The following is a 23406-nucleotide window of genomic DNA, read 5'->3' as shown; positions in this document are numbered from 1 at the left end:
CTGATTTTATAATCAGGCGCTATGTCAGTCTGGGCCCTCGGCTTGAACCACACGACCGCGCCGCTCGACCTGCGCGGTCGTTTCGCGTTCGCCATCGACCAGATCGCCCCGACGCTGCAGAGTCTGCGGCATTCCTTCGGCTCCCAGCGGCACCCCGGCGTCGAGGCCGCGATCATCTCGACCTGCAACCGCACCGAGATCTATTGCGCCGCCGATCAGCTGGCGCTCGACCACACGGTCGACTGGCTGGCCCAGAGCGGCGGCGTCGCCCCCGCGCTGCTGCGCTCGCATGCCTACACCCTGCACGACGACCACGCGGCGCGGCACGCCTTCCGTGTCGCCAGCGGGCTCGATTCCATGGTGCTCGGCGAGGCCCAGATCCTCGGCCAGATGAAGGATGCGGTGCGCGCCGCCGAAACCGCCGGCGCGCTGGGCAGCACGCTCAACCAGCTGTTCCAGCGCTCCTTCGCGGTCGCCAAGGAGGTGCGAACCGCGACCGAGATCGGCGCCCATTCGATCAGCATGGCGGCCGCGGCCGTGCGCCTGGCCGGCCAGCTGTTCGAGGACCTGCAGCGCACCCGGGTGCTGTTCGTGGGCGCCGGCGAGATGATCGACCTCGCGGCGACCCATTTCGCGGCCAGGCAGCCCAAATCCATCGTCATCGCCAACCGCACGCTCGAACGCGGCGAGAAGCTGGCCTCGCGCTTCGGCGGCGAAGCGATGCGCCTGGCCGACCTGCCGGCGCGGCTGGCCGAATTCGACATCGTCGTGAGCTGCACCGCCAGCACGCTGCCGCTGATCGGCCTCGGCGCCGTCGAGCGCGCGCTCAAGGTGCGCCGGCACCGCCCGATGTTCATGGTCGACCTCGCCGTGCCGCGCGACATCGAGCCCGAAGTCAAGGCACTCGAGGACGTCTACCTCTACACCGTGGACGATCTCGCGCAGGTGGTGCAGCAAGGCCACGCCAACCGCCAGGCCGCGGTGGCGCAGGCCGAGGTCATCATCGACGCCGGCGTGCAGAGCTTCATGCACTGGCTGGACCAGCGCGGCACGGTGCCGCTGATCCGGCAGCTCAACGCGCAGACCGACGAATGGCGCGCCGTCGAACTGGCGCGCGCACGCAAGCTGCTGGCCAAGGGCGAGAGCGTCGACGCGGTGCTGGAGGCGCTGTCGCGCGGACTCACCCAGAAAATGATGCACGGCGCGCTGGCCGAACTGCACGCCGGCGATGCCGCCGCGCGCGAACACACGGCGCAGACCGTATCGCGCCTGTTCCTGCGCAGCGAGTTGCGCAAAGAGCGTTAGCGACGCTCGCCGCAGCGGCACCGCCGGTGTGCCCGCTCCCCGCCGTCGCCGCGCCCCGCTCGCGGTCCGTTCCCCTGGCCACCCCCCATTTCCGTGAAACCCTTCCTGCGTCACCAACTCGAGCGCTATGCGCAACGCCTCGGCGAACTCGACTTCCTGCTCTCGCGCGAGGACATCATGTCCGACATGGCGCAGTACCGCACCATCTCGCGCGAGCATGCCGAGGTGACGCAGATCGCCGGCCGCTACGGCCGCTACCTGCAGCGCGAGGCCGACCTGGCCAGCGCCCGCGAGATGCTGGACGAGCCCGAGATGGCGGAGATGGCCCAGGAGGAAATCGCCGCTGCCGAGGCCGAACTGCAACAACTCGACGACGAACTCCAGCGCCTTCTGCTGCCCAAGGATCCGGACGACGCCCGCAACGCCTTTCTCGAGATCCGCGCCGGCACCGGCGGCGACGAATCGGCGCTGTTCGCCGGCGACCTGCTGCGCATGTACACGCGCTACGCCGAACGCGCCGGCTGGCGCTGCGAGATCGTGAGCGAGAGCGAGAGCGAACTCGGCGGCTACAAGGAAGTGGTGATCCGCATCGTCGGCGACGAGGTGTTCGGCAAGCTGCGCTTCGAATCCGGCGGCCACCGGGTGCAGCGGGTGCCGGCGACCGAGACCCAGGGCCGCATCCACACCAGCGCCTGCACGGTCGCGGTGCTCGCGGAGCCCGACGAGGCGCAGGCCGTCCAGATCAATCCGGCCGACCTGCGCATCGACACCTACCGCGCCAGCGGCGCCGGCGGCCAGCACATCAACAAGACCGATTCGGCGGTGCGCATCACGCACATCCCGACCGGCATCGTCGCCGAGTGCCAGGACGACCGCAGCCAGCACCGCAACAAGGCCAAGGCGCTGCAGGTGCTGTCGGCGCGCATCCAGGAGAAGGACCGCAGCGAGCGCGCCGCCAAGGACGCGGCCGTGCGCAAGGGCCTGATCGGCACCGGCGATCGCTCGGACCGCATCCGCACCTACAACTTCCCGCAGGGCCGGCTCACGGACCACCGCATCAACCTCACGCTCTACAAGCTGCTGGCGATCATGGAAGGCGACCTGGGCGACGTCCTGGCCGCACTGCAGGCCGCGCGCGAGGCCGAACAGCTGGCCGAGCTCGAAGCCAGCCTGCCGGCATGAACAATCACCCCCGAAGCGCCTTCGGCGCCGCCCCCTTCAGGGGGCGATACCAGCGGCCCGGCAAAGCCGGTTCCGCGGTATCCCTCGCCTTGGCCGAGCCACTTCCGCACGCCCGCGCAGGGGTCGTCCGGTGACGTCACCCTCGACTGCGGCGCAGATGTTGGCCGCAGCGGCCGCACGCGGGGTCGACCGGCTCGACGCCCAACTGCTGCTGCTGCATGCGCTGGGCCGCAGCGCGAGCGAGCGCGCGTGGCTGCTGGCGCATGACACCGACACGCTCCCCGACGCCGTCTGGGAGGCCTACGAGCGGCTCTTCGCGCGGCGCCTGGCTGGCGAACCGGTGGCCTACCTGGTGGGCGAGAAGGAATTCCACGGCCTCGGCCTGCAGGTCGACGCGCGCGTGCTGGTGCCCAGGCCCGACACCGAGACGCTCGTCGACTGGGCGCTGCGCTGCCTGGACGGCCGCAGCGCGCCCGCCGTGCTCGACCTCGGCACCGGCAGCGGCGCGATCGCGTTGGCGATCGCGCATGCCCGCCCGGACGCCCGGGTCGCGGCCGTCGACGCCAGCGCCGACGCACTGGCGGTGGCCCGCGCCAACGGCGCACGGCTCGGCCTGCCGGTGCGCTTCGTCCAGGCCGACTGGCTCGAAGGCGCCGACCGCGGGCTGGACCTGATCGTCTCGAACCCGCCCTACATCGTGGCCGGCGACCCGCACCTGGCCGCACTGCGCCACGAACCTCTGCACGCGCTGGTTTCCGGCGCCGACGGGCTGGACGACATCCGCCGCATCGTCCAGGCCGCCCCGGGGCACCTGTCACACGGCGGCTGGCTGCTGCTCGAGCACGGCTACGACCAGGCCGAGAGCGTGCGGCAGTTGCTGGCCGGACGCGGATTCGCCCAGGTCCAAAGCCGCGACGACCTCGCCGGCATCGCCCGCTGCTCCGGCGGAATGTGGCCGGGAGTGAAATAATCCGCCCAGTCCAATTTCAGGAGTTCCCCATGTCCGACACCCAGCAACGCATCGACGATCTCGTCAAGAGCAACGATCTCGTGCTCTTCATGAAGGGCAATGCCAGCTTCCCGATGTGCGGCTTCTCGGGCCGAGCGATCCAGATCCTCAAGGCCGTCGGGGTCGACACCCGCACGCTCAAGACCGTCAACGTGCTGGACGACGCCGAAGTGCGCCAGGGCATCAAGGAATACAGCAACTGGCCGACCATTCCCCAGCTCTACGTGAAGGGCGAATTCGTCGGCGGCTCGGACATCCTGATGGAGATGTACGAATCGGGCGAACTGCAGCAGATGCTGAACGCCAATCCGGCCTGATTTCTTTCCGCCATGAGCCACGACCACGCCGATCATGGCCACGCGCATGACGGCGAGGCCGCCTGGAAGCACGACGGCGTGCGCGTGATCCCGGGCGACCGGCTCGACACGAACACCGCCCAGACGCCCGGCATGAACCGGGCCGCCGCGATCGATTTCGCGCGCGTCGGCGCCCGCAAGCTCTGGGCCGGCACGGTCACGATCCATGCCAACGCCAAGACCGGCGCCCACCATCACGGGCACCTCGAATCCGTGATCTACGTGGTGCGCGGCCGGGCCCGCATGCGCTGGGGCGAGCGGCTGGAGTTCACCGCCGAAGCCGGTCCGGGCGACTTCATCTATGTGCCGCCCTACGTCCCGCACCAGGAAATCAACGCCAGCGAGACCGAGGCGCTCGAATGCGTGCTGTGCCGCAGCGATGGCCAGGCGGTAGCGATCAACCTCGACATCGAGCCGGTCGAAAAACCGGAAGCGGTGCTGTGGGTGGACCCGACCCATCCCCACGGCGGCGTGTGACCGCCGCGCGACAGATCCGCAAAACACCTCAAAGCGAGAAAACGTAGACATCCATCGAACCCGGGCACGGCTTATGCTGTCCAAAGAGTGTTCGAAACCGGAGGTGTCCATGGATTCCCGCAGTCTCGTCCTCGCCTCGCCGCCGTTCCAGCTGCCGGTCGCCAACCTGCGCAGCGTGTTCCAGACGCACGATGTCGAGCGCAAGCTCGCCAAGCTCCCCGATCGCGACCATGAGCACCTGCGAACCACCTACGAGCGGATGCTCGAGCGCGGCCCGGACCGCTTCCAGGTCAAGCCCAGCGGTGTGCCGGAAATGGCCTCGCTCTACGCCCAGCTGCCCAACTTCACCGAGGTGCTCGACGACGTGCGCCGCCATGTCGCGCTGGCGCAGGACAGCCGCGACGGGCTCGAAGTCACCCCGATGCTGCTGCTCGGCGCGCCCGGCATCGGCAAGACCCATTTCGCCAGGAAGCTGGCCGAACTGCTGGGCACCGGCATGTCGCTGGTGCCGATGAACTCGATGACCGCCGGCTGGCTGCTCTCCGGCGCCTCCTCGCAATGGAAGGGGTCCAAGCCCGGCAAGGTCTTCGAGGCGCTGGTCGAAGGCCAGTACGCCAACCCGGTGATGGTGGTCGACGAAATCGACAAGGCCGGCGCCGACAGCCAGTACGACCCGCTCGGCGCCTTGTACAACCTGCTCGAGCACGACACCGCGCACGCCTTCGTCGACGAGTTCGCCGAAGTGGCGATCGATGCCAGCCAGGTGATCTGGATCACGACGGCCAACGATGCGCGCGGCATTCCCGAGCCCATCCTCAACCGCATGAACGTGTTCGAGATCGACGCGCCCTCGCCCGAGGCGGCACGCCAGATCGCACGCCAGCTCTACGCCTCGATCCGTGGCGACCACGACTGGGGCCGCCGGCTGGCCGAGGAGCCTTCGGCCGACGTGCTCGACCACCTGGCCGTGCTGGCACCGCGCGAGATGCGGCGCGCCCTGATGACCGGGTTCGGCAATGCCCGGCTGGCCGGCCGCGACGAGGTCCGGGTCGAGGATCTGCCGCGCGCCAACGCCGCCAGGAGCCGGATCGGGTTCGTCCAGTAGCGGCTCGTTCGCGGCTCATGGCACCATGTCGGTCTTCATCGACCGACCCATGACCCTGACACAGAGCCTCCTGATCATCGTCGCGCTCATCGCGACCAGCGCCTTCTTCTCCCTGGCCGAGATCTCGCTGGCGGCTTCGCGCCGCCTGCGGCTGCGCCAGATGGCGGACGAAGGCGATGCACGCGCCGAACGCGTGATGCGCATCCAGGAGCAGCCGGGCCACTACTTCACCGTGGTGCAGATCGGACTCAACGCGGTCGCGATCCTCGGCGGCGTGGTCGGCGAAGGTGCGCTGAGCCCCTACTTCGCGCGACTGTTCGAGATCTGGCTCAGCGTCGACGCTTCCCAGACCGCCGCCTTCCTGGCCTCCTTCATCACCATCATCTCGGTCTTCCTGGTCTTCGCCGACCTGTTTCCCAAGCGCCTGGGCATGAGCAGCCCCGAAACGCTCGCGGTGCGCATGGTCGGGCCGATGCAGGTCCTGATCACCGCCTTCAAGCCGCTGGTCTGGCTGTTCACCGTCTCCACCGACCTGCTGTTCAAGCTGCTCGGCATGCCGTTGCAGCGCGATGAGAAGATCACTTCGGCCGACATCCTCGCGATGACCGAAGCCGGAGCCCGCGCCGGCGTGCTCGCCGTGCGCGAGCAGCAGGTGATCGCCAACGTCTTCGAGCTCGACACCCGCGTGGTCAGCAGCGTCATGACCTCGCGCGAGCGCATCGCGTGGTTCCTGCGCGACGATCCCGAACACGTGCTGCGGGCACGCATCGTGGCCGAGCCTTTCTCTGCCTACCCGGTATGCGAAGGCGACATCGACCACGTGCTGGGCTACGTGGACGCCAAGGACATGTTCCAGCGCGTGCTGAGCGGCCAGCCGCTCGCCTTCGGCCAGGGCCTGCCGCTGCACAAGGCGCTGGTCATTCCCGACCGGCTGTCGCTGACCGAAGTGCTCGAGCAGTTCCAGCAGGCGCACGAGGATTTCGCCATCATCGTCAACGAATACAGCCTGGTGGTCGGCGTGATCACCCTCAACGACGTGATGAGCACCGTGATGGGCGACCTGGTCGGCGACCAGGACGAGGAGCAGCAGATCGTCAAGCGCGACGAGAACTCCTGGCTGATCGACGGCGTGACGCCGATCCAGGATGTCCAGCGGGCACTCGACATCGAAGAGCTGCCGCATGCGGAGGAGTACGAAACGCTGGCCGGCTTCCTGATGGTGATGCTGCGCCGCGTGCCCAAGCGGACCGACAGCGTGACCTGGGCCGGTTACACCTTCGAGGTCATCGACGTCGACAGCCACCGCATCGACCAGGTGATGGTCACGAAGATGTGACTCGCCCCCAGGTTGCCCGGCACTTCGTGTCCGGGCGCCCACCCCCTGCCGGGGGCAACACCAGCGGCCCGGCGAAGCCGGTTCCGCGGTGTTTCACCAACGGGCCTGGCTCCGCCGGCCGGGGGAACACCGTCGCCATCGCTGTGTTTGTTCTTCGGCTGCGCGCAGCGCACGCCAGTTGGTGGGCAGCCGCGGAACCAGCTTCGCCGGGCCGCTGGCTGCGCCCCCGGCAGGGGGTGGGCGGCTACACGGAGTGAGCCAACCTGGGGGCGAGCTCATTCCACGGGTCCTTGAAGAGCCACAGCCGCTGGTTCGCGAACACCGCATCGGGATACGGCGACTTGCCGCGGCTGCCGTTGTAGCGGCCCAGGGTCATGAAGAGATCGCCCTTCTCGCGATCGAGGTAGTGGCGCAGGATCACGCAGCCGAAGCGCAGGTTGGTCTGCATGTGGAACAGCTTGGACGGGTCGCTGTCGCCGATGACCCGCGTCCAGAAGGGCATCACCTGCATGTAGCCGCGGGCACCGGCGCTCGAGACGGCGAACTTGCGAAAGTTGCTCTCGACCTGCACCAGGCCCAGCACCAGGCTGACGTCGAGCCCGGCGCGGCGCGCCTCGTACCAGACGGTCTGCAGGAATTCCTTGCGCGTCGGCCAGTCGGGAAGTTTCTTCTTGAGCCGCTCGCTCGTCGCCCCGAGCCAGCGCAGGTAGGCCATGCGGGCCTCGGTATCTCCGAATTCCGGGATCGGCGGCGCCTTGTTGTGGATCGCCGAGCTCAGCGCGGTGCGCACCGAGTCGATCAGCGGCTCCTCGATCTGCGCGCCGGCGATGGCTCTGCGCGGCACGGCCAGCGAGAGCGCGCCGGCCGCCGCGCCACCGAGGTACTGGCGCCGGGAAAGGCCGGGAGCTTTCAAGGCCAGGGGCTCAAGCCGCAGCCAGGCGGCCGGTGATGAAGTCGGCGATGCCGGTGGCGGGCACCTTGGTCGCTGCGGTATCGCGGCGATGCTGGTACTCGAGCTGGCCTTCCTTCAGCCCGCGGTCGGAGATCACGACCCGATGCGGCACGCCGATCAGTTCCCAGTCGGCGAACATCGCGCCCGGGCGCTCGCCGCGGTCGTCCAGCAGCACGTCGACACCGCTGGCCAGCAGTTGGGTGTAGAGCGCCTCAGCGGCAGTCTTGACCTCGGCGCTGCGGTCCATCCCGATCGGGCAGACCACCACCGTGAACGGCGCGATGGCGTCGGGCCAGATGATCCCGCGCTCGTCGTGGTTCTGCTCGATGGCCGCCGCCGGCAGCCGCGTGATGCCGATGCCGTAGCAGCCCATCTCGAGGAACTGGGGCTTGCCCGCCTCGTCGAGGAAGGTCGCGTTCATCGGCTTGCTGTACTTGGTGCCGAGCACGAACACATGGCCGACCTCGATGCCGCGCTCGATCGCCAGCAGCCCCTTGCCGTCGGGCGAGGCGTCGCCGGCCACCACGTTGCGGAGATCCGCCACCGCATCGGGCTCGGGCAGGTCGCGGCCCCAATTGACGCCGGTCAGGTGGAAGTCGACCTCGTTGGCGCCGCAGATCCAGTCGGCCATCACCGCGACCTCGCGGTCGGCGACGATCTTCACCGGCTGCCTGAGGTTCAGCGGGCCCAGGTAGCCGGGCTTGCAGCCGAAGTGATCCTCGATCTCGGTCACGGTCGCGAAGCGGAAGCCCTGGTCGAGCCCCGGCACCTTGCTCACCTTGATCTCGTTCATGTCGTGGTCGCCGCGCAGCAGCAGCAGCCAGACCTTCACGTTCTTGATGTTGCCGGCCTCGTCCAGCTCGTCGGTGGCCAGCACCAGCGACTTCACGGTGGTCGCCAGCGGTACGCCCAGCAGCAGGGCGACGTCCTCGCAGGTGCTCTTGCCCGGGGTCGGCGTCTTCGTGAGCGCGCCAGCGGCGGCGCCGCGCGGACCGGCCGGCGCCAGCGCCTCGGCCTTTTCCATGTTGGCCGCGTACTCGCTGTCGGGACAGTAGACGATCGCGTCCTCGCCGGTGGCTGCGATGACCTGGAACTCCTGGCTCACATCGCCGCCGATGGCTCCGCTGTCGGCCGCCACGGCCCGGTAGCGCAGGCCGAAGCGGTCGAAGATCTTGCGGTACGCGTCCGCCATCACCTGGTAGCTGGCCTTGGCGCCTTCGAGGTCACGGTCGAAGCTGTAGGCGTCCTTCATGATGAACTCGCGCCCGCGCATCAAGCCGAAACGGGGCCGGCGCTCGTCGCGGAACTTGGTCTGGATCTGGTAGAGGTTCTTCGGCAGCTGCTTGTAGCTGCGAATTTCCTGGCGCGCGATGTCGGTCACGACCTCCTCGCTGGTCGGCTGGACCACGAAGGCGCGGTCATGGCGGTCCTTGATGCGCAGCAGCTCAGGCCCGTAGCCCTGGAAACGGCCGCTCTCCTCCCAGATCTCCGCCGGCTGCACCACCGGCATCGCGAGCTCGACCGCGCCGGCCCGGTCCATCTCCTCGCGCACGATGGCCTCGACCTTGCGGATCACGCGCAGGCCCATGGGCATGTAGGTGTAGATGCCGGTGCCCAGCTTCTTGATCATGCCGGCACGCATCATCAGACGGTGGCTGGCGACCTCGGCATCGGCGGGCGCTTCCTTGAGGGTGGAGATAAAGAATCGGGAAGCTTTCATCGGTCTCGAAGAGGGCTAGAAGCAGTGGTCGGGAGGGCAGGTCCTGAGCGGTCCTGGAACCGGTCGCTTGCCGTGTGCAACCCGGCATGCATAATCGACTCAGTTCAAAAAATTGGGGTTTGATTATGCTCGACCGGGACGGCTTCAGGCCCAACGTCGGCATCATCCTGCTCAACCAGAGAAACCAGGTTTTCTGGGGCAAACGCATTCGCACCCATTCCTGGCAGTTTCCGCAAGGCGGCATCGATCGCGGCGAAAGTCCCGAGCAGGCCATGTTCCGGGAACTGCATGAGGAAGTCGGTCTCCATCCGGAGCATGTGCGAATCGTCGCCCGTACCCGTGACTGGTTGCGCTACGAGGTGCCGGATCGGTTCATCCGCCGTGACGCACGCGGCCACTACAAGGGCCAGAAGCAGATCTGGTATTTGCTGCAGCTGACCGGTCACGACTGGGATCTGAACCTGCGCGCCACCGACCACCCGGAGTTCGATGCCTGGCGCTGGCACGACTACTGGGTGCCACTCGACGTGGTGGTCGAATTCAAGCGAGGCGTCTATGAAATGGCGCTGACCGAGCTCGCCCGCTACCTGCCGCGGCAGGACTTCCGCAACCGCTTCCTGCGCAGCAATGTGCGAGCCCGCGAATTCGAGCGCCACCCGCCCGGCGCGGGCCATGAACCGACTTTCGAGCTGCCGCCCGGCGCCAGCTTCGACCCCAACCCGAATGCCCATCTTGCCAACGACCCTGCCCCGACGAACGACCCGTCCCATGTTCCGCGCTAGCCGCACGATCCTGCTGGCCTGCGTGCTGGGTGCCGCCGGCCTGGCCCAGGCGCAGCTGTTCCAGGACCCCGAGTGGAAGGAGACCGAGGCGCCGCCCGCCCCGGCCTTCGACCCCAACAAGCTGGTCCCGGTCGAGATGCCGCCGTACATGACCCTGAAGTTCGGGATCGATCCGTCGACCATCAAGGTGACCGGCGACGGCGTGGTGCGTTACGTGGTGGTCGCCAGCCATCGCGAGGGCGGCGGCTTCAACGCCTTCTACGAAGGCCTGCGCTGCGCCACCGACGAATACAAGAGCTATGCGCGCTTCACCAACGGCACCTGGGAGGTCACGCCGGCGCCCGAATGGAAACGCCTGAATGACCGCAACTCGACCTATACCAAGGCATTGGCACGGCAGGGGCTGTGCCGAGGCAGTGCACCGCGCGCCTCGGTGGGCGAGATGGTCCGCTTCCTGAAGGCCCCGGTCCGCGAAGTCGAATAGGACCCGCTGTGCGCGCAGGCTCTCAGGCTTGCAGCAGCACCATGTTGTCGCGGTGGACCATCTCGGGCTCTGCGGCATAGCCCAGCAGGCGCTCGAACTCGGCCGAGGGCTTGCGGCACAGCATCCGGGCCTCGGCGCTCGAATAGTTGGCGAGGCCGCGCCCGAGTTCGACGCCCTGTTCGTCGCGGATCGCGATCACGTCGCCACGCGAGAACTCGCCCTCGACGCCGGTCATGCCGATCGGCAGCAGGCTCTTGCCCTCGGTGCGCACCTTGGCCGCCGCGCCGGCATCCACCGACACGGCGCCGCGCAGTTGCAGATGGTCGGCCATCCAGCGCTTGCGCGCCTGGTGCTTGGCGGTCTGCGCCACGAGCAGCGTTCCGATGGCTTCGCCGCGCGTGAGGCGCAGCAGGGCGTCGGGCTCGCGGCCCCAGGCGATCACGGTCGAAGCGCCGGAGCCGGCGGCGCGCTTGGCGGCCAGGATCTTGGTGATCATGCCGCCGCGGCCGATGCTGCTGCCGGCACCGCCGGCCATGGCCTCGAGCACGGGGTCGCCGGCCGCCGCCTCATCGACGAAGCGGGCATCCGGGTCCTTGCGCGGATCGGCGCTGTAGAGGCCTTTCTGGTCGGTCAGGATCACCAGCGCATCGGCTTCCACCAGGTTGGCGACCAGCGCACCCAGGGTGTCGTTGTCGCCGAACTTGATCTCGTCGTTGACCACCGTGTCGTTCTCGTTGATGACCGGCACCACGCCAAGGGCAAGCAGGGTCACCAGCGTCGAGCGCGCATTGAGATAGCGCTCGCGATCGGCCAGGTCGGCGTGGGTCAGCAGCACCTGGGCGCTGCCGATGCCGTTCTCGCGCAGCTTGGTCTCGTAGACCTGCGCCAACCCCATCTGCCCGACGGCGGCTGCGGCCTGCAACTCATGGATCTCGCGCGGCCGCACGCGCCAGCCCAGCCGCTTCATGCCTTCGGCGATGGCTCCGCTCGACACCATCACGACCTCCCGCCCCTCGCGCACCAGCGTCGCGAGTTGCCGGCACCACTCGCCGACGGCTTGCTCGTCGAGCCCGCGCCCCTCGTTCGTGACGAGGCTGGAGCCCACCTTGACGACGATGCGGCGCGCGTCGCGCAATACGGCAGAGCCTTGGGTCGAACTCATCATTGAACGTCTGGAAAACGGGGATCGATTTCCGTCGGCGGCTGCTCGGCCACCTGCTGGGCCTTGACGTGCTGGTAGATCGCCTGCACCAGCGGCTCGCAACCCTCGCGCGTGAGCGCGGAAATCTCGAACACCGGCCCCTTGAAGCGCAGTCGCTTGACGAAATCCTTGACCCGGGCCGCGCGCTCGTCGTCCGGCACCATGTCGAGCTTGTTCAGCACCAGCCAGCGCGGTTTCTCGTACAACGCCTTGTCGTACTTCTTGAGCTCGCCCGCGATCGCCTTGGCCTGTGCGACCGGATCCACGCCCTCGTCGAAAGGCGCCAGGTCCACCACGTGCAGCAGCAGCCGGGTGCGCTGCAGGTGGCGCAGGAACAGGTGGCCGAGGCCCGCGCCTTCGGAGGCCCCTTCGATCAATCCCGGCAGGTCGGCGACCACGAAGCTCTGCTCCGGACCCACGCGCACGACGCCGAGGTTCGGATGCAGCGTGGTGAACGGATAGTCGGCAATGCGGGGACGGGCATTGGAGATCGCGCTGATCAAGGTCGACTTGCCGGCGTTCGGCATGCCGAGCAGGCCGACGTCGGCCAGCACCTTGAGCTCGAGCTTGAGGTTCTTCTTCTCGCCCGGCCAGCCGGGCGTCTTCTGGCGCGGCGCGCGGTTGATGGCGCTCTTGAAGCGCATGTTGCCGAAGCCGCCGTCGCCGCCCTTGGCGATGGTGATCACCTCGCCGGGCGTCAGCAGCTCATACAGCACCTCGCCGGTCTCGGCGTCGGAGATGATGGTGCCGACCGGCATCTTGAGCGTGACGTCGTCGCCGGCGGCGCCGAACATGTCGGAGCCCATGCCATGCTGGCCGCGCTTGGCATCGTGGCGGCGCGAGAAGCGGAAGTCGACCAGCGTGTTCAGGTTCGAGTCCGCAACCGCGAACACGTGGCCGCCGCGACCGCCGTCGCCGCCGTTCGGGCCGCCGAATTCCTTGTACTTCTCATGGCGGAACGACACGCAGCCGTTGCCGCCGTCGCCGGCGGCGACGTCGATGAAGGCTTCGTCCACGAACTTCATGAGATGTCCAATCAGTCTACAAAATGAAAAAGCCCCGGCAAAGCGGGGCTTCGATCGGATCGAAGTGACTGGCTTACGCCGGGGTCACGTTGACCGTGTGCTTGTTGAGTGCGCCCTTGGTGCCGAAGGACACATGGCCCTCGACCAGGGCGAACAGCGTGTGGTCCTTGCCGATGCCGACATTGACGCCGGGATGGAACTGGGTACCGCGCTGGCGCACGATGATCGAGCCTGCGCTGATCAGTTCGCCGCCGAAGCGCTTCACGCCGAGCATCTTGGGCTTGGAATCGCGCCCGTTTCGCGTTGAGCCGCCGCCTTTTTTCTGTGCCATGGAATCTGCTCCTTAGCCGGCGATCGCGCCGATTTGCAGTTCAGTGAACTGCTGGCGATGGCCCTGACGTTTCTGATAGTGCTTGCGACGGCGCATCTTGAAGATGCGAACCTTGTCGTGCTTGCCGTGCGACAGTACCGTGACTGTCACCGTTGCGCCGGACACCAGGGGCGTACCGACCTTGATTTCGCTGCCGGTTCCGACTGCGAGCACTTGATCGATCACGATTTCCTGGCCCACGTCCGCAGCAATCTGTTCTACTTTAATTTTTTCGCCGGAAGCAACGCGATACTGCTTGCCGCCGGTTTTTATGACCGCGTACATATTGACCTCTTGATGAAGATGGCTCCACGGCGAATTCCGCAGAGCCCATGATTATAGCACCCCAGCCTCTTGCCGCCAGTGGGCACACCCCTGGCGGGCGGAGGGCGGTCCGGGCTTCCCTATAATCGAAGGCTTCCGGCCGCTTCGGCCTCCAGCGCCACGTCGCATTCCCTGCAGCGCGCAAGCGCCCTCGCCCTTGTCAGTCCACGCCGTCGACACCTCCCCCGCTGCTGCCGTTCTCAGCCTGATCGCCGAAGACATGGCCAGCGTCGATCTCGTGATCGCCCGCCGGCTCGACACCGGCGTCCCGCTGGTGAGCCAGGTGTCCAGGTACATCATCTCCGCCGGCGGCAAGCGGTTGCGACCGGCGCTGCTGCTGCTGATGGCGGGCGCCCTCGACTATCGCGGCGAACAGCGCTTCAATCTCGCCGCCGTGGTGGAGTTCATCCACACCGCCACGCTGCTGCACGACGACGTGGTGGACGAGTCCACGCTGCGCCGAGGCCGCCCCACCGCCAACGAATCCTTCGGAAACCCCGCCAGCGTGCTGGTCGGCGACTTCCTGTACTCCCGGGCGTTCCAGATGATGCTGGACGCCGATGACGTGCGCGTGATGCAGATCCTCGCGGAGGCGACCAACGTGATCGCCGAAGGCGAAGTGCTGCAGTTGATGAACATGCACGACGCCACGCTCGACGAAGAAGCCTACCTGAAGGTGATCCGCTCGAAGACCGCCAAGCTGTTCGAGGCCAGCACCCGGCTGGCCGCCGTGCTGGCCGGCGTGCCCCCCGACGTCGAGGAAGCCTGCGCCGCTTACGGGCAGGCACTGGGCACCGCCTTCCAGGTCATCGACGACGTGCTCGACTACGCCGGAGATGCCAACGAAACCGGCAAGAACGTCGGCGACGACCTGCGCGAAGGCAAGACCACGTTGCCGCTGATCCTGGCGATGCAGCGCGGCACGACGGAGCAACGCGCGCTGATCCGCACCGCCATCGAGGCCGGCGACACCACGCAACTGCCGCAAATCGTCGCCATCGTGCGCGAAACCGGCGCCCTGGAAGCCACGCGCGCCGCAGCGGCGGCCGAAGCGCAACGCGCCATCGACGCACTTCGTGGTTTTTCTGCAAATTCGCACTCCGCGGCTTTGCTACAATTGGCGGCTCAGTTGTTAGAGCGACGCGCCTGATTCAACTCACGAGAGTGAGTGCCACGGACGATTCCCTTTTCTTGCAACCACCATCGGGGTGTAGCTTAGCCTGGTAGAGCGCTACGTTCGGGACGTAGAGGCCGGAGGTTCGAATCCTCTCACCCCGACCAGATTTCCGCCAAGGAAGTCGGTAATTTCAAGTTGGCAGGCCCCTTTGGCCTTCGCCAAAGCCAGTGCGGCACTGGCCGGCGTCGCCCCATGTGCCGTGGCGAGTGCCAAGCCCAGCCGCTTCGTGCGTCAGCAGATTCCGATAGCGACCGCACACTTGAGGCGCATTCTCAACGCCTGTCGGGACGACATCGTTATAAAATCCGCCCCCAGTCCCTTTCACCTCGACCAGCCTTTCAGGGCTGTAATTGCCAAATGCTTCGCGGAACTGTTGCCGCGCGGCGATTTACAGCGCTTGGGCGATCAGCGATGATCGTGAAGCACATTTTCACGTTTCTTACATTCGTTGAATGGCCGCTGCCGAACCCTTAGTCAAAGAAAGCTCGCCGATCGCCCTGCCGGGACTCGCGCGCGCCCTCGTTTCGGCCGGAAAGCTCCCCGCGAAGACCGCGGAAGACATCTATCAGAAATCCCTCAGCGGCCGAACCAGCTTCATTGCGGAGCTGACCGGCTCCGGTGCGGTCTCGGCGGCTGACCTGGCCCATACGCTGTCGAGCGCGTTCGGCGCGCCGTTGCTCGACCTCGACGCCATCGACTCGCAGCGCCTGCCCAAGGACCTGCTCGACCCCAAGCTGTGCCAGGCCTACCGGGTGGTGGTGCTGAGCAAGCGCAACAACCGCCTCATCGTCGCGACCGCCGACCCCTCCGACCAGCAGGCGGCCGAGAAGATCAAGTTCGCCTCGCAGATGGGCGTCGACTGGGTCATCGCCGAGTACGACAAGCTTTCCCGCATGATCGAAGCGGCGGCGGTGTCCGCCTCCGAGACCATCGACAGCATCATCGGTGCGGAGTTCGAGTTCGACGAGGTGACGGCCGATACGTCGAGCGAGAGCAACGACCCGGCGGTGGCCGAAGTCGAGGACGCGCCGGTCGTGCGCTTCCTGCACAAGATGCTGCTCGACGCCTTCAGCATGCGCGCCTCGGACATTCACTTCGAGCCCTACGAGCACAACTACCGCGTTCGCTTCCGCATCGACGGCGAGTTGCGCGAGATCGCCAGTCCGCCGACGGTCATCAAGGACAAGCTGGCGTCGCGCATCAAGGTCATCTCCCGGCTCGACATCTCCGAGAAGCGCATCCCGCAAGACGGCCGGATGAAGCTCAAGATCGGTCCCGAGCGCGTGATCGATTTCCGGGTCAGCACCCTGCCCACCCTGTTCGGCGAGAAGATCGTGATCCGGATCCTGGATCCGAGCAGCGCCCGGCTGGGCATCGATGCACTCGGCTACGACGCCGTCGAGAAGGAGCGCCTGCTGGCGGCGATCGGACGCCCCTACGGGATGGTGCTGGTCACCGGGCCGACCGGCTCCGGCAAGACCGTGTCGCTCTACACCTGCCTGAACCTGCTCAACAAGCCCGGCGTGAACATCGCGACCGCCGAGGATCCGTCCGAAATCAACCTGCCCGGCGTGAACCAGGTCAACGTCAACGACAAGGCCGGCCTCACCTTCGCCACCGCGCTCAGGGCCTTCCTGCGGCAGGATCCCGACATCATCATGGTCGGCGAAATCCGCGACATCGAAACGGCCGACATCTCGATCAAGGCGGCGCAGACGGGCCACCTGGTGCTCTCGACGCTGCACACCAACGACGCCCCGACCACGCTCACGCGGATGCGCAACATGGGCATCGCGCCCTTCAACATTGCCTCCAGCGTGATCCTGATCACGGCCCAGCGCCTGGCGCGCCGTCTGTGCACGGTGTGTCGCACGCCGACCGACGTGCCCCGGCAGGCCCTGCTCGATGCCGGTTTCGACGAGTCCGACCTGAACGGCACCTGGAAGCCCTATCACCCGGTCGGCTGCTCGGCCTGCAACGGCGGCTACAAGGGTCGCGTGGGCATCTACCAGGTGATGCCGATCAGCGAAGAGATCCAGAAGATCATTCTTCGCGACGGATCCGCACTCGACATTGCGAAGCAGTCCGAGTCCGAAGGCGTCAGGTCGCTGCGCCAGTCGGGGCTTCGAAAAGTCATGCAGGGACTGACCTCACTCGAAGAAGTGCTGGCAGTCACCAACGAATAACGCGGCAATACGCGCATCAGTACGCAGAGGCGGAGATCCCATGGCAACGGCAGCAGCATCGAACCGGACGCTCAAGGAGTTCATCTTCGAGTGGGAGGGCAAGGACCGCAACGGCAAGACGGTGCGCGGCGAAGTGCGCGCCGCCGGCGAGAACCAGGTGCAGGCGGCACTGCGCCGCCAGGGCATTCTCACCACCAAGATCAAGAAGCGGCGCATGCGCTCGGGCAAGGCGATCAAGCCCAAGGACATCGCGATCTTCACGCGCCAGCTGGCCACCATGATGAAGGCCGGCGTGCCCTTGCTGCAGTCCTTCGACATCGTCGGCCGCGGCAACGCCAATCCGAACGTCGCCAAGCTGCTCAACGACATCCGCAGCGACGTCGAGACCGGCACCTCGCTGTCGGCGGCGTTCCGCAAGTTCCCGAAGTACTTCGACAGCCTCTATTGCAACCTGGTCGAGGCCGGCGAGGCGGCCGGTATCCTGGAAGACCTGCTCGACCGCCTGGCCACCTACATGGAAAAGACCGAGGCGATCAAGTCGAAGATCAAGTCGGCGCTGATGTACCCGATCTCGGTCGTGGTGGTGGCCTTCGTGGTGGTGGCGATCATCATGATCTTCGTGATCCCGGCCTTCAAGCAGGTGTTCTCCTCCTTCGGCGCCGACCTGCCGGCGCCCACGCTGATCGTGATGGCGATCAGCGAATTCTTCGTCTCCTACTGGTGGCTGATCTTCGGCGTGATCGGCGGCGGCATCTATTTCTTCCTCCAGGCCTGGAAGCGCAACGAGCGCGTGCAACAGGTCATGGACCGCCTGCTGCTGCGCCTGCCGATCTTCGGCGCCCTGATCGACAAGTCCTGCACTGCGCGCTGGACCCGCACGCTGGCCACGATGTTCGCCGCCGGCGTGCCGCTGGTCGAGGCGCTCGACTCGGTCGGCGGGGCGTCGGGCAACTCGGTCTATGCGGAGGCCACCACCCGCATCCAGCAAGAAGTCTCGACCGGCACCAGCCTGACGACCGCGATGACCAACGCCAACCTGTTTCCTTCGATGGTGCTGCAGATGACCGCGATCGGCGAGGAATCCGGCTCGATCGACCACATGCTGGGCAAGGCCGCGGATTTCTATGAGTCAGAAGTCGACGACATGGTGGCCGGCCTTTCGAGCCTGATGGAGCCGATCATCATCGTCTTCCTGGGCGTCATCATCGGCGGCATCGTGGTCTCGATGTACCTGCCCATCTTCAAGCTTGGCCAGGTCGTCTGATGCTCGTATCGCAGGGGGTGGACGCCGCGTTGGCCGGCGTGTTCGGGCTTTTGATCGGCAGCTTCCTCAATGTGGTCGTCTACCGGAAGCCGGTGATGATGTACCGCGACTGGCTGTTCGACGCCGTCGGCCACCTCATGACCCAGGCCGACGGCCGCTCGCTGTGGACGCGGGCGCTCGGTCCCGCGTCGGCCGTGGAGTCCAGGCTCGCGGCGGCGGCCGACGAGGCCGTGCCGGTGCTCGAGGCGCTGCCGCCGTTCAACCTTGCGCGTCCGGCGTCGCGCTGCAGTCATTGCGGCCAGCCGGTGCGCTGGTGGCGCAACGTCCCGGTGCTGAGCTATCTGGCGCTGGGTGGACGCTGCGGTGATTGCAAGGCCCGGATCAGCCCGCGCTACCCCATCGTCGAAGGAGTGATCGGATTGCTGTTCGCGCTGTGCGGCTGGCGCTTCGGGCTGACGCCGGTCGGCGCGCTCTGGGCCGCCTGCGCGACGCTGCTCGTGTGCCAGTTCCTGATCGACCTGGACACGCAGTACCTGCCCGACGACTACAACTACCTGCTGCTCTGGCTGGGTCTGATCGGCTCGGCCCTGGGCTGGACCGGGGTCCCGCTCTCCTCCGCCGTCTGGGGTGCGGTGGCCGGCTATCTGAGCCTGTGGCTGATCTACCAGCTCTATCTGCGGATCACCGGCAAGGAGGGCATGGGTTACGGCGACTTCAAGCTGCTGGCGGCGCTGGGGGCCTGGTTCGGCGCGGAGTTCCTGCTGGCCATGGTGCTCGTGTCCTCGCTCGTCGGCGCGGTGGTCGGCGGCATGCTGCTGGTGGCGGGCAAGCTCGCGCACAAGGACGTGCCCATCTCCTTCGGCCCCTTCCTCGCGGGTGCCGGCCTGGTCTGCCTGGTGGCGGGGCCGGCGCAGGTCATGGCCTGGCTGCCGTTCGCCTTCCCCTTCCACCCCTGAGGCCGGCCATGCGCATCGGCCTCACCGGCGGCATCGGCAGCGGCAAGAGCACCGTCGCGTCGATGCTGGTCGGGCTCGGTGCGAAATTGATCGATACCGATGCGATCGCGCGCACCATCGCCCAGCCGCAAGGAGCGGCCATGCCGGCGCTGCAGCTGGAGTTCGGTGCCTCGGTGATTGCGGTCGACGGCGGCCTGGACCGGGCCCGCATGCGGGAACTGGTGTTCGCAGATCCGGCAGCGAAACGGCGGCTCGAATCCATCCTGCACCCGCTGATCGGCGCCGAGTGCGAACGGCAGGCAGCCACCGCTGCGGCCGGCCAGACCATCGTCTTCGACGTCCCGCTGCTGGTGGAATCGAGGCGCTGGCGCACGAACGTCGACCGGGTGCTGGTGGTCGACGCATCCGAAGCGACGCAGCTCGAACGGGTGGTGGCGCGCTCGGGCTGGACGCCCGATGCGGTCCGGTCGGTGATCGCCCAGCAGGCCGAACGCGGCCTGCGGCGCGCGGCCGCCGACGCACTGATCTTCAACGAGAAGCTCACGCTCGCGGAACTCGCCCTCGAAGTACAGAGTCTTTGGAATCGTTGGGCCGACGCGGACACGCGATAATCCCCGGTCCGCCGGCGCGTGCGCGCCCGACAACAAGAAAGCGGCGTGCGTTTCGACCCCGCGAGACAGCCCTCCCCAAGATGCTTTTCAATTCGTACGCGTTCATCTTTTTCTTCTTCCCGATCGTGCTGGTCGGGTTCTTCCTGATCGGAAAGCGCAACGCACGGGCGGCCGCCGGATTTCTCGCGCTCGCCTCCCTGTTCTTCTATGGTTGGTGGAGTGTCCAGGCGCTGCCGCTGCTGCTGGGCTCGATCTGCTTCAACTACTGGGCCGGCCTGCGCCTGACCCCCGGCCCCGGACGCACCGACGCCAACCGCAAGCGGATGCTGGTGATCGCGCTGGTGGTCAACCTGGGCGTGCTGGCGGTCTTCAAGTACGCGAACTTCTTCGTCGCCAACGTCAATGACGGCCTCCTGGCGGCGGGCTACTCGCCGATCTCGATGCTGCACATCGCGCTGCCGATCGGGATCTCGTTCTATACCTTCACGCAGATCGCCTTCCTGGTGGACTGCTGGCAAGGCAAGGTGCACGAGCGCAGCTTCGTGCACTACCTGCTGTTCGTCACCTACTTTCCCCACCTGATCGCGGGTCCGGTGCTGCATCACGCGCAGATGATGCCGCAGTTCGCCAATCCGGCGACCTACCGGGTCGACTACGACAAGATCGCGCTCGGGCTGGCGATCTTCGTCTTCGGGCTGGGCAAGAAGCTGCTGATCGGCGACCCGATGGGCGAGTACGCCGACCTGATGTTCAACGGCGTCCACAAGGGCCTGACGCCGACGATGGGCACCGCTTGGGTCGGCGTGCTGGCCTACACGCTGCAGATCTACTTCGACTTCTCGGGCTACTCGGACATGGCGGTGGGCCTGTCGCTGTGCCTGGGGGTGCAGTTGCCGCTCAACTTCAATTCACCCTACAAGTCGACCAACATCATCGAGTTCTGGCGCCGCTGGCACATCTCGCTGTCGACCTTCCTGCGCGACTACCTCTACGTGCCGCTGGGCGGCAATCGCAAGGGACCGGCGCGGCGCTACCTGAACCTGTTCCTGACGATGCTGCTGGGCGGCCTGTGGCACGGGGCGGCCTGGACCTTCGTCATCTGGGGCGCATTGCACGGCTTCTTCCTGATGGTCAACCACCTCTGGAACGCCAAGGTGCGCCGCAACGCCAAGCCCGGCCGGGTGGCGCGCCTACTCGGCTGGCTGCTGACCTTCGTCTGCGTGATGATCGCCTGGGTCGTGTTCCGGGCCGAGAGCATGCACGCCGCGACCACCATCTACCAGGCCATGCTCGGGATGCACGGCACCGCGCATTCGGTGTTCAGCGAACTCGGGGCCGTGCCCTACCGCAAGAACGACTTCTTCCATACGCTGCTGGTCGGACTGTTCATCTGCCTGGTCATGCCGCCGACCATCACGCTGCAGCGCTGGGTGCCGCAGCTGCAGGCCCTGGCCGGACGGCCGCGCCTGGCCTGGGTGTTCACGGCGCTGATGGCCGTCTTCACGGTGTACCTGCTGGGCGTCTGCGTTTCGAAGCTGGGCTCGTACAGCCCCTTCCTCTATTTCCAATTCTGATATGACTCCCGCGAAACTCTGGCTGCGGATCTTCGGGGCCGGCTTCCTCGTCATCATCGCGCTGCTGATCGTGACCCTGAAGACGCCGGCCTTCTATGGCGACATGACCCGCATCGGCCTGCTGTCGGAGACCGCCTTCGGCTGGCGGATCGAGCCGCCGCACGTGGACCGGCAGTACCTGAATGCGGTGCCGGTCGCCGACGCCGACATCGTTGTGATCGGCGACAGCTTCTCGATGTCGAACCGCTGGCAGTCGCTGCTCACCCGGGCCGGCTACCGCGTCACGACCACCTTCTGGGGCCAGATCAACGAGGAACTCTGCGGCGACTTCGATGCCTGGCTCGATCGCGCGGGCTTCCGCGGCAAGCTGGTGATCGTCGAGAGCATCGAGCGCCTGGTGAACGACCGCATGGTCGCCACGCAGACCTGCAAGACGATGACCAAGCCCTTCTCGGCCGGCCTCAAGCCCTTCTTCGAATCGCCCTCGGCGGTGCCGGCGCCGGCGCTCAACTGGGACGGCAAGCTGACCTCGGGCGTGCGGATCTATCGCAACACCAGGAGGGCGCGCGAGGCGACGGAACCGATCTTGTCGAACGACCGCATCCTGGTGCGTCCGGTTCCCGAGGGCTGCGCGATGTTCAGCCACCAGCTCTGCGACAAGGTCCCGTTCTGGCCGGCCGACGACGAGAACGGCGAGCTCACGGTGCAGCATGCGGCACAGATGAAGGCCTTCAGCGACGCCCATCCGCAGCGCGCCGTCCTGTGGATGATCATTCCCAACAAGACCACCGTGTATGTCAAGCCGGAACATTCGAAAGATTTCGTGACGGCTTTCGGGGCCGCCGATCTCGGCCCCGACCTGTTCAGCCTCTCGCAGGAGGAGAAAAAGAAGGTCCGCGACTATTTCTTCCCCAACGACACGCACCTGTCGATGCACGGGCAGTTGGTGGTCGGTCAGCGCATACTCGAGGCGGTTCGCAAGATCCTGCCCACTGCGCCCTCGAAGGCTTCTTGAAGCTATCATCTGCAACCGGAAGCCACTACGCGTGATCCTCTACGAGTACCCCTTCAACGAGCGCATCCGGACCTACCTGCGGCTGGAACACCTGTTTCGCCGTCTTGGCGAACTGGTGCCGGCCGACTCGCCGCTGCTGCATCACTATGCGCTCGTCACGATCTTCGAGATCATGGACGTGGCTGCTCGCGCCGACCTCAAGGCCGATGTGCTGCGCGATCTCGACAAGCACAAGAACGTCTTCAACAGCTACCGCGGCAATCCCGCGATCGCCGAGTCGGTGCTGGACCAGGTGGTGGGCAAGCTCGAAAGCAACTTCGCGACGCTCAACACGGTGCCTGGCAAGGCGGGCCAGGCGCTGACCGAGAACGAGTGGCTCATGAGCATCCGCAGCCGCGCCGGCATCCCGGGCGGCACCTGCGAATTCGACCTGCCGGCCTACTACACCTGGCAGAACCGCCGGGCCCCCGAGCGCCGCGCCGACCTCGAACGCTGGTCGTCAACGCTCGCTCCGCTGGCCGAATCGATCTACCTGCTGCTCAAACTGCTGCGTGACGCCGACGTGCCCTACAAGGTGATCGCGGCCAACGGCCAGTTCCAGCAGACCCTGCCGCAAGGCCGCAGCTTCCAGCTGCTGCGGCTGCGCATCGACCCCAAGCTCGGGCTCATCCCCGAGATCAGCGGCAACCGGCTCATGGTGTCGGTGCGCCTGATGCGGCACGAGGCCGACGACCGGCTGCACCAGAGCACGGACGACGCGCCTTTCGAACTCACCCTCTGCGCATGAGTGCCGTGAATGCTCTCGGCGAGCGGATCGTCAGGTGCCCGGCGTGCGGGCAGGACAGCGTCTATGCGGCCAGCAACCCCTACCGGCCGTTCTGCAGCGCGCGCTGCAAGGGCATCGATCTCGGCGCCTGGGCCAGCGAGGAATTCAAGATGCCCGCCGATGCGCCGCCGGACGATGATCCGTTCGGCGATCCCAAGCGCCAGTAAGC

At 66.8% G+C, this 23406-nt stretch carries 24 protein-coding genes and 1 tRNA gene; 19 read left to right on the top strand and 6 right to left on the bottom strand.

Annotation, left to right across the window (positions count from 1 at the left end; all coding sequences use genetic code 11):
* Nucleotides 1–21 precede the first annotated feature (21 nt).
* The 7 genes from hemA to paeA all read left to right on the top strand — a co-directional run bounded on the left by hemA (nucleotide 22) and on the right by paeA (nucleotide 6770).
* Entirely contained in the window at nucleotides 22–1305 is a 1284-nt protein-coding gene (hemA, locus tag AC1D2O_RS31065) for a glutamyl-tRNA reductase (RefSeq protein ID WP_478158440.1), read from the top strand.
* 93 nt (nucleotides 1306–1398) lie between these two features.
* A complete protein-coding gene (prfA, locus tag AC1D2O_RS31060) occupies nucleotides 1399–2487 on the top strand; it encodes a peptide chain release factor 1 (protein ID WP_478092734.1) in 1089 nt (362 codons plus the stop codon).
* Between the two features lie 157 nt (nucleotides 2488–2644).
* Nucleotides 2645–3457: a peptide chain release factor N(5)-glutamine methyltransferase gene (prmC, locus tag AC1D2O_RS31055; protein ID WP_478092742.1), complete on the top strand. Its 813-nt coding sequence runs from the start codon at nucleotides 2645–2647 to the stop codon at nucleotides 3455–3457.
* Nucleotides 3458–3486: 29 nt separating this feature from the next.
* Complete coding sequence (gene grxD, locus AC1D2O_RS31050; protein WP_478092735.1) at nucleotides 3487–3813, top strand: Grx4 family monothiol glutaredoxin; 327 nt, start codon at nucleotides 3487–3489, stop codon at nucleotides 3811–3813.
* 12 nt (nucleotides 3814–3825) lie between these two features.
* The gene (locus tag AC1D2O_RS31045; protein WP_478092737.1) at nucleotides 3826–4329 is read left to right on the top strand and encodes a cupin domain-containing protein; all 504 of its coding nucleotides are present in this window, start codon (nucleotides 3826–3828) and stop codon (nucleotides 4327–4329) included.
* Nucleotides 4330–4438: 109 nt separating this feature from the next.
* Nucleotides 4439–5434, top strand: coding sequence for an AAA family ATPase (locus AC1D2O_RS31040; protein WP_478092739.1), 996 nt, complete (start codon nucleotides 4439–4441; stop codon nucleotides 5432–5434).
* A 49-nt stretch (nucleotides 5435–5483) separates the two neighbouring features.
* Complete coding sequence (paeA, locus tag AC1D2O_RS31035; protein ID WP_478092741.1) at nucleotides 5484–6770, top strand: polyamine export protein PaeA; 1287 nt, start codon at nucleotides 5484–5486, stop codon at nucleotides 6768–6770.
* 244 nt (nucleotides 6771–7014) lie between these two features.
* Here paeA and AC1D2O_RS31030 read toward each other — a convergent pair whose 3' ends face one another.
* A complete protein-coding gene (locus tag AC1D2O_RS31030) occupies nucleotides 7015–7683 on the bottom strand; it encodes a lytic transglycosylase domain-containing protein (RefSeq protein ID WP_478092470.1) in 669 nt (222 codons plus the stop codon).
* A gap of 10 nt (nucleotides 7684–7693) precedes the next feature.
* Nucleotides 7694–9442 carry a proline--tRNA ligase gene (locus AC1D2O_RS31025; RefSeq protein ID WP_478092472.1) on the bottom strand — a complete coding sequence of 583 codons (1749 nt, stop codon included), beginning with the start codon at nucleotides 9440–9442 and terminating at the stop codon, nucleotides 7694–7696.
* A gap of 125 nt (nucleotides 9443–9567) precedes the next feature.
* Here AC1D2O_RS31025 and AC1D2O_RS31020 point away from each other — a divergent pair, with 125 nt between their 5' ends.
* A complete protein-coding gene (locus AC1D2O_RS31020; protein WP_478092480.1) occupies nucleotides 9568–10224 on the top strand; it encodes an RNA pyrophosphohydrolase in 657 nt (218 codons plus the stop codon).
* The gene (locus tag AC1D2O_RS31015) at nucleotides 10211–10708 is read left to right on the top strand and encodes a CNP1-like family protein (protein ID WP_478092474.1); all 498 of its coding nucleotides are present in this window, start codon (nucleotides 10211–10213) and stop codon (nucleotides 10706–10708) included. The genes AC1D2O_RS31020 and AC1D2O_RS31015 overlap by 14 nt, the downstream gene beginning before the upstream one ends.
* A 22-nt stretch (nucleotides 10709–10730) precedes the next feature.
* Here the strand turns inward: AC1D2O_RS31015 and proB are convergent, their stop codons facing one another.
* The 4 genes from proB to rplU all read right to left on the bottom strand — a co-directional run bounded on the left by proB (nucleotide 10731) and on the right by rplU (nucleotide 13589).
* Entirely contained in the window at nucleotides 10731–11870 is a 1140-nt protein-coding gene (proB, locus tag AC1D2O_RS31010) for a glutamate 5-kinase (RefSeq protein WP_478092475.1), read from the bottom strand.
* Nucleotides 11870–12934, bottom strand: a complete 1065-nt coding sequence (gene cgtA, locus AC1D2O_RS31005; protein WP_478158439.1) for an Obg family GTPase CgtA — start codon at nucleotides 12932–12934, stop codon at nucleotides 11870–11872. The genes proB and cgtA overlap by 1 nt, the downstream gene beginning before the upstream one ends.
* A gap of 73 nt (nucleotides 12935–13007) precedes the next feature.
* The gene (gene rpmA / locus AC1D2O_RS31000) at nucleotides 13008–13265 is read right to left on the bottom strand and encodes a 50S ribosomal protein L27 (protein WP_158722371.1); all 258 of its coding nucleotides are present in this window, start codon (nucleotides 13263–13265) and stop codon (nucleotides 13008–13010) included.
* A gap of 12 nt (nucleotides 13266–13277) precedes the next feature.
* Nucleotides 13278–13589 (bottom strand): 50S ribosomal protein L21, encoded by a 312-nt coding sequence (rplU, locus tag AC1D2O_RS30995; protein WP_286369298.1) that lies wholly within the window; start codon nucleotides 13587–13589, stop codon nucleotides 13278–13280.
* Between the two features lie 196 nt (nucleotides 13590–13785).
* Here rplU and AC1D2O_RS30990 point away from each other — a divergent pair, with 196 nt between their 5' ends.
* The 10 genes from AC1D2O_RS30990 (at nucleotide 13786) to AC1D2O_RS30945 (ending at nucleotide 23404) form a co-directional block, all read left to right on the top strand.
* On the top strand, nucleotides 13786–14778 hold the full coding sequence (locus AC1D2O_RS30990) for a polyprenyl synthetase family protein (protein WP_478158438.1): 993 nt from the start codon (nucleotides 13786–13788) through the stop codon (nucleotides 14776–14778).
* Between the two features lie 54 nt (nucleotides 14779–14832).
* Nucleotides 14833–14909, top strand: a tRNA-Pro gene (locus AC1D2O_RS30985).
* Between the two features lie 348 nt (nucleotides 14910–15257).
* A complete protein-coding gene (pilB, locus tag AC1D2O_RS30980; RefSeq protein WP_478093368.1) occupies nucleotides 15258–16991 on the top strand; it encodes a type IV-A pilus assembly ATPase PilB in 1734 nt (577 codons plus the stop codon).
* 40 nt (nucleotides 16992–17031) lie between these two features.
* Nucleotides 17032–18255, top strand: coding sequence for a type II secretion system F family protein (locus AC1D2O_RS30975; RefSeq protein WP_478158437.1), 1224 nt, complete (start codon nucleotides 17032–17034; stop codon nucleotides 18253–18255).
* Complete coding sequence (locus tag AC1D2O_RS30970) at nucleotides 18255–19211, top strand: prepilin peptidase (RefSeq protein ID WP_478158436.1); 957 nt, start codon at nucleotides 18255–18257, stop codon at nucleotides 19209–19211. Before AC1D2O_RS30975 ends, AC1D2O_RS30970 begins: the two co-directional genes overlap by 1 nt.
* Before the next feature lie 8 nt (nucleotides 19212–19219).
* The gene (gene coaE / locus AC1D2O_RS30965) at nucleotides 19220–19822 is read left to right on the top strand and encodes a dephospho-CoA kinase (protein ID WP_478093373.1); all 603 of its coding nucleotides are present in this window, start codon (nucleotides 19220–19222) and stop codon (nucleotides 19820–19822) included.
* Nucleotides 19823–19902: 80 nt separating this feature from the next.
* Nucleotides 19903–21396 carry an MBOAT family O-acyltransferase gene (locus AC1D2O_RS30960; protein WP_478158435.1) on the top strand — a complete coding sequence of 498 codons (1494 nt, stop codon included), beginning with the start codon at nucleotides 19903–19905 and terminating at the stop codon, nucleotides 21394–21396.
* 1 nt (nucleotide 21397) lies between these two features.
* Nucleotides 21398–22411, top strand: a complete 1014-nt coding sequence (locus AC1D2O_RS30955; RefSeq protein ID WP_478158434.1) for a hypothetical protein — start codon at nucleotides 21398–21400, stop codon at nucleotides 22409–22411.
* A 31-nt stretch (nucleotides 22412–22442) separates the two neighbouring features.
* Complete coding sequence (gene zapD / locus AC1D2O_RS30950) at nucleotides 22443–23198, top strand: cell division protein ZapD (protein WP_478158433.1); 756 nt, start codon at nucleotides 22443–22445, stop codon at nucleotides 23196–23198.
* Nucleotides 23195–23404, top strand: a complete 210-nt coding sequence (locus tag AC1D2O_RS30945) for a DNA gyrase inhibitor YacG (RefSeq protein WP_478090683.1) — start codon at nucleotides 23195–23197, stop codon at nucleotides 23402–23404. Before zapD ends, AC1D2O_RS30945 begins: the two co-directional genes overlap by 4 nt.
* The last annotated feature ends 2 nt before the right edge of the window (nucleotides 23405–23406 follow it).

Source organism: Variovorax sp. P1_G12, from assembly GCF_056405555.1.
The sequence above is the reverse complement of the archived record's forward strand: the minus strand, read 5'-3'. Positions and strand labels throughout refer to the sequence as shown.

Bases quoted from the DNA above. Each gene is read 5' to 3' on its own strand.
- hemA (WP_478158440.1), top strand. From the start codon at position 22: ATGTCAGTCTGGGCCCTCGGCTTGAACCACACGACCGCGCCGCTCGAC.
- prmC (WP_478092742.1), top strand. From the start codon at position 2,645: ATGTTGGCCGCAGCGGCCGCACGCGGGGTCGACCGGCTCGACGCCCAA.
- grxD (WP_478092735.1), top strand. From the start codon at position 3,487: ATGTCCGACACCCAGCAACGCATCGACGATCTCGTCAAGAGCAACGAT.
- AC1D2O_RS31045 (WP_478092737.1), top strand. From the start codon at position 3,826: ATGAGCCACGACCACGCCGATCATGGCCACGCGCATGACGGCGAGGCC.
- AC1D2O_RS31040 (WP_478092739.1), top strand. From the start codon at position 4,439: ATGGATTCCCGCAGTCTCGTCCTCGCCTCGCCGCCGTTCCAGCTGCCG.
- paeA (WP_478092741.1), top strand. From the start codon at position 5,484: ATGACCCTGACACAGAGCCTCCTGATCATCGTCGCGCTCATCGCGACC.
- AC1D2O_RS31025 (WP_478092472.1), bottom strand. From the start codon at position 9,442: ATGAAAGCTTCCCGATTCTTTATCTCCACCCTCAAGGAAGCGCCCGCC.
- AC1D2O_RS31020 (WP_478092480.1), top strand. From the start codon at position 9,568: ATGCTCGACCGGGACGGCTTCAGGCCCAACGTCGGCATCATCCTGCTC.
- AC1D2O_RS31015 (WP_478092474.1), top strand. From the start codon at position 10,211: ATGTTCCGCGCTAGCCGCACGATCCTGCTGGCCTGCGTGCTGGGTGCC.
- proB (WP_478092475.1), bottom strand. From the start codon at position 11,870: ATGAGTTCGACCCAAGGCTCTGCCGTATTGCGCGACGCGCGCCGCATC.
- cgtA (WP_478158439.1), bottom strand. From the start codon at position 12,934: ATGAAGTTCGTGGACGAAGCCTTCATCGACGTCGCCGCCGGCGACGGC.
- rpmA (WP_158722371.1), bottom strand. From the start codon at position 13,265: ATGGCACAGAAAAAAGGCGGCGGCTCAACGCGAAACGGGCGCGATTCC.
- rplU (WP_286369298.1), bottom strand. From the start codon at position 13,589: ATGTACGCGGTCATAAAAACCGGCGGCAAGCAGTATCGCGTTGCTTCC.
- pilB (WP_478093368.1), top strand. From the start codon at position 15,258: ATGGCCGCTGCCGAACCCTTAGTCAAAGAAAGCTCGCCGATCGCCCTG.
- AC1D2O_RS30975 (WP_478158437.1), top strand. From the start codon at position 17,032: ATGGCAACGGCAGCAGCATCGAACCGGACGCTCAAGGAGTTCATCTTC.
- AC1D2O_RS30970 (WP_478158436.1), top strand. From the start codon at position 18,255: ATGCTCGTATCGCAGGGGGTGGACGCCGCGTTGGCCGGCGTGTTCGGG.
- coaE (WP_478093373.1), top strand. From the start codon at position 19,220: ATGCGCATCGGCCTCACCGGCGGCATCGGCAGCGGCAAGAGCACCGTC.
- AC1D2O_RS30960 (WP_478158435.1), top strand. From the start codon at position 19,903: ATGCTTTTCAATTCGTACGCGTTCATCTTTTTCTTCTTCCCGATCGTG.
- AC1D2O_RS30955 (WP_478158434.1), top strand. From the start codon at position 21,398: ATGACTCCCGCGAAACTCTGGCTGCGGATCTTCGGGGCCGGCTTCCTC.
- AC1D2O_RS30945 (WP_478090683.1), top strand. From the start codon at position 23,195: ATGAGTGCCGTGAATGCTCTCGGCGAGCGGATCGTCAGGTGCCCGGCG.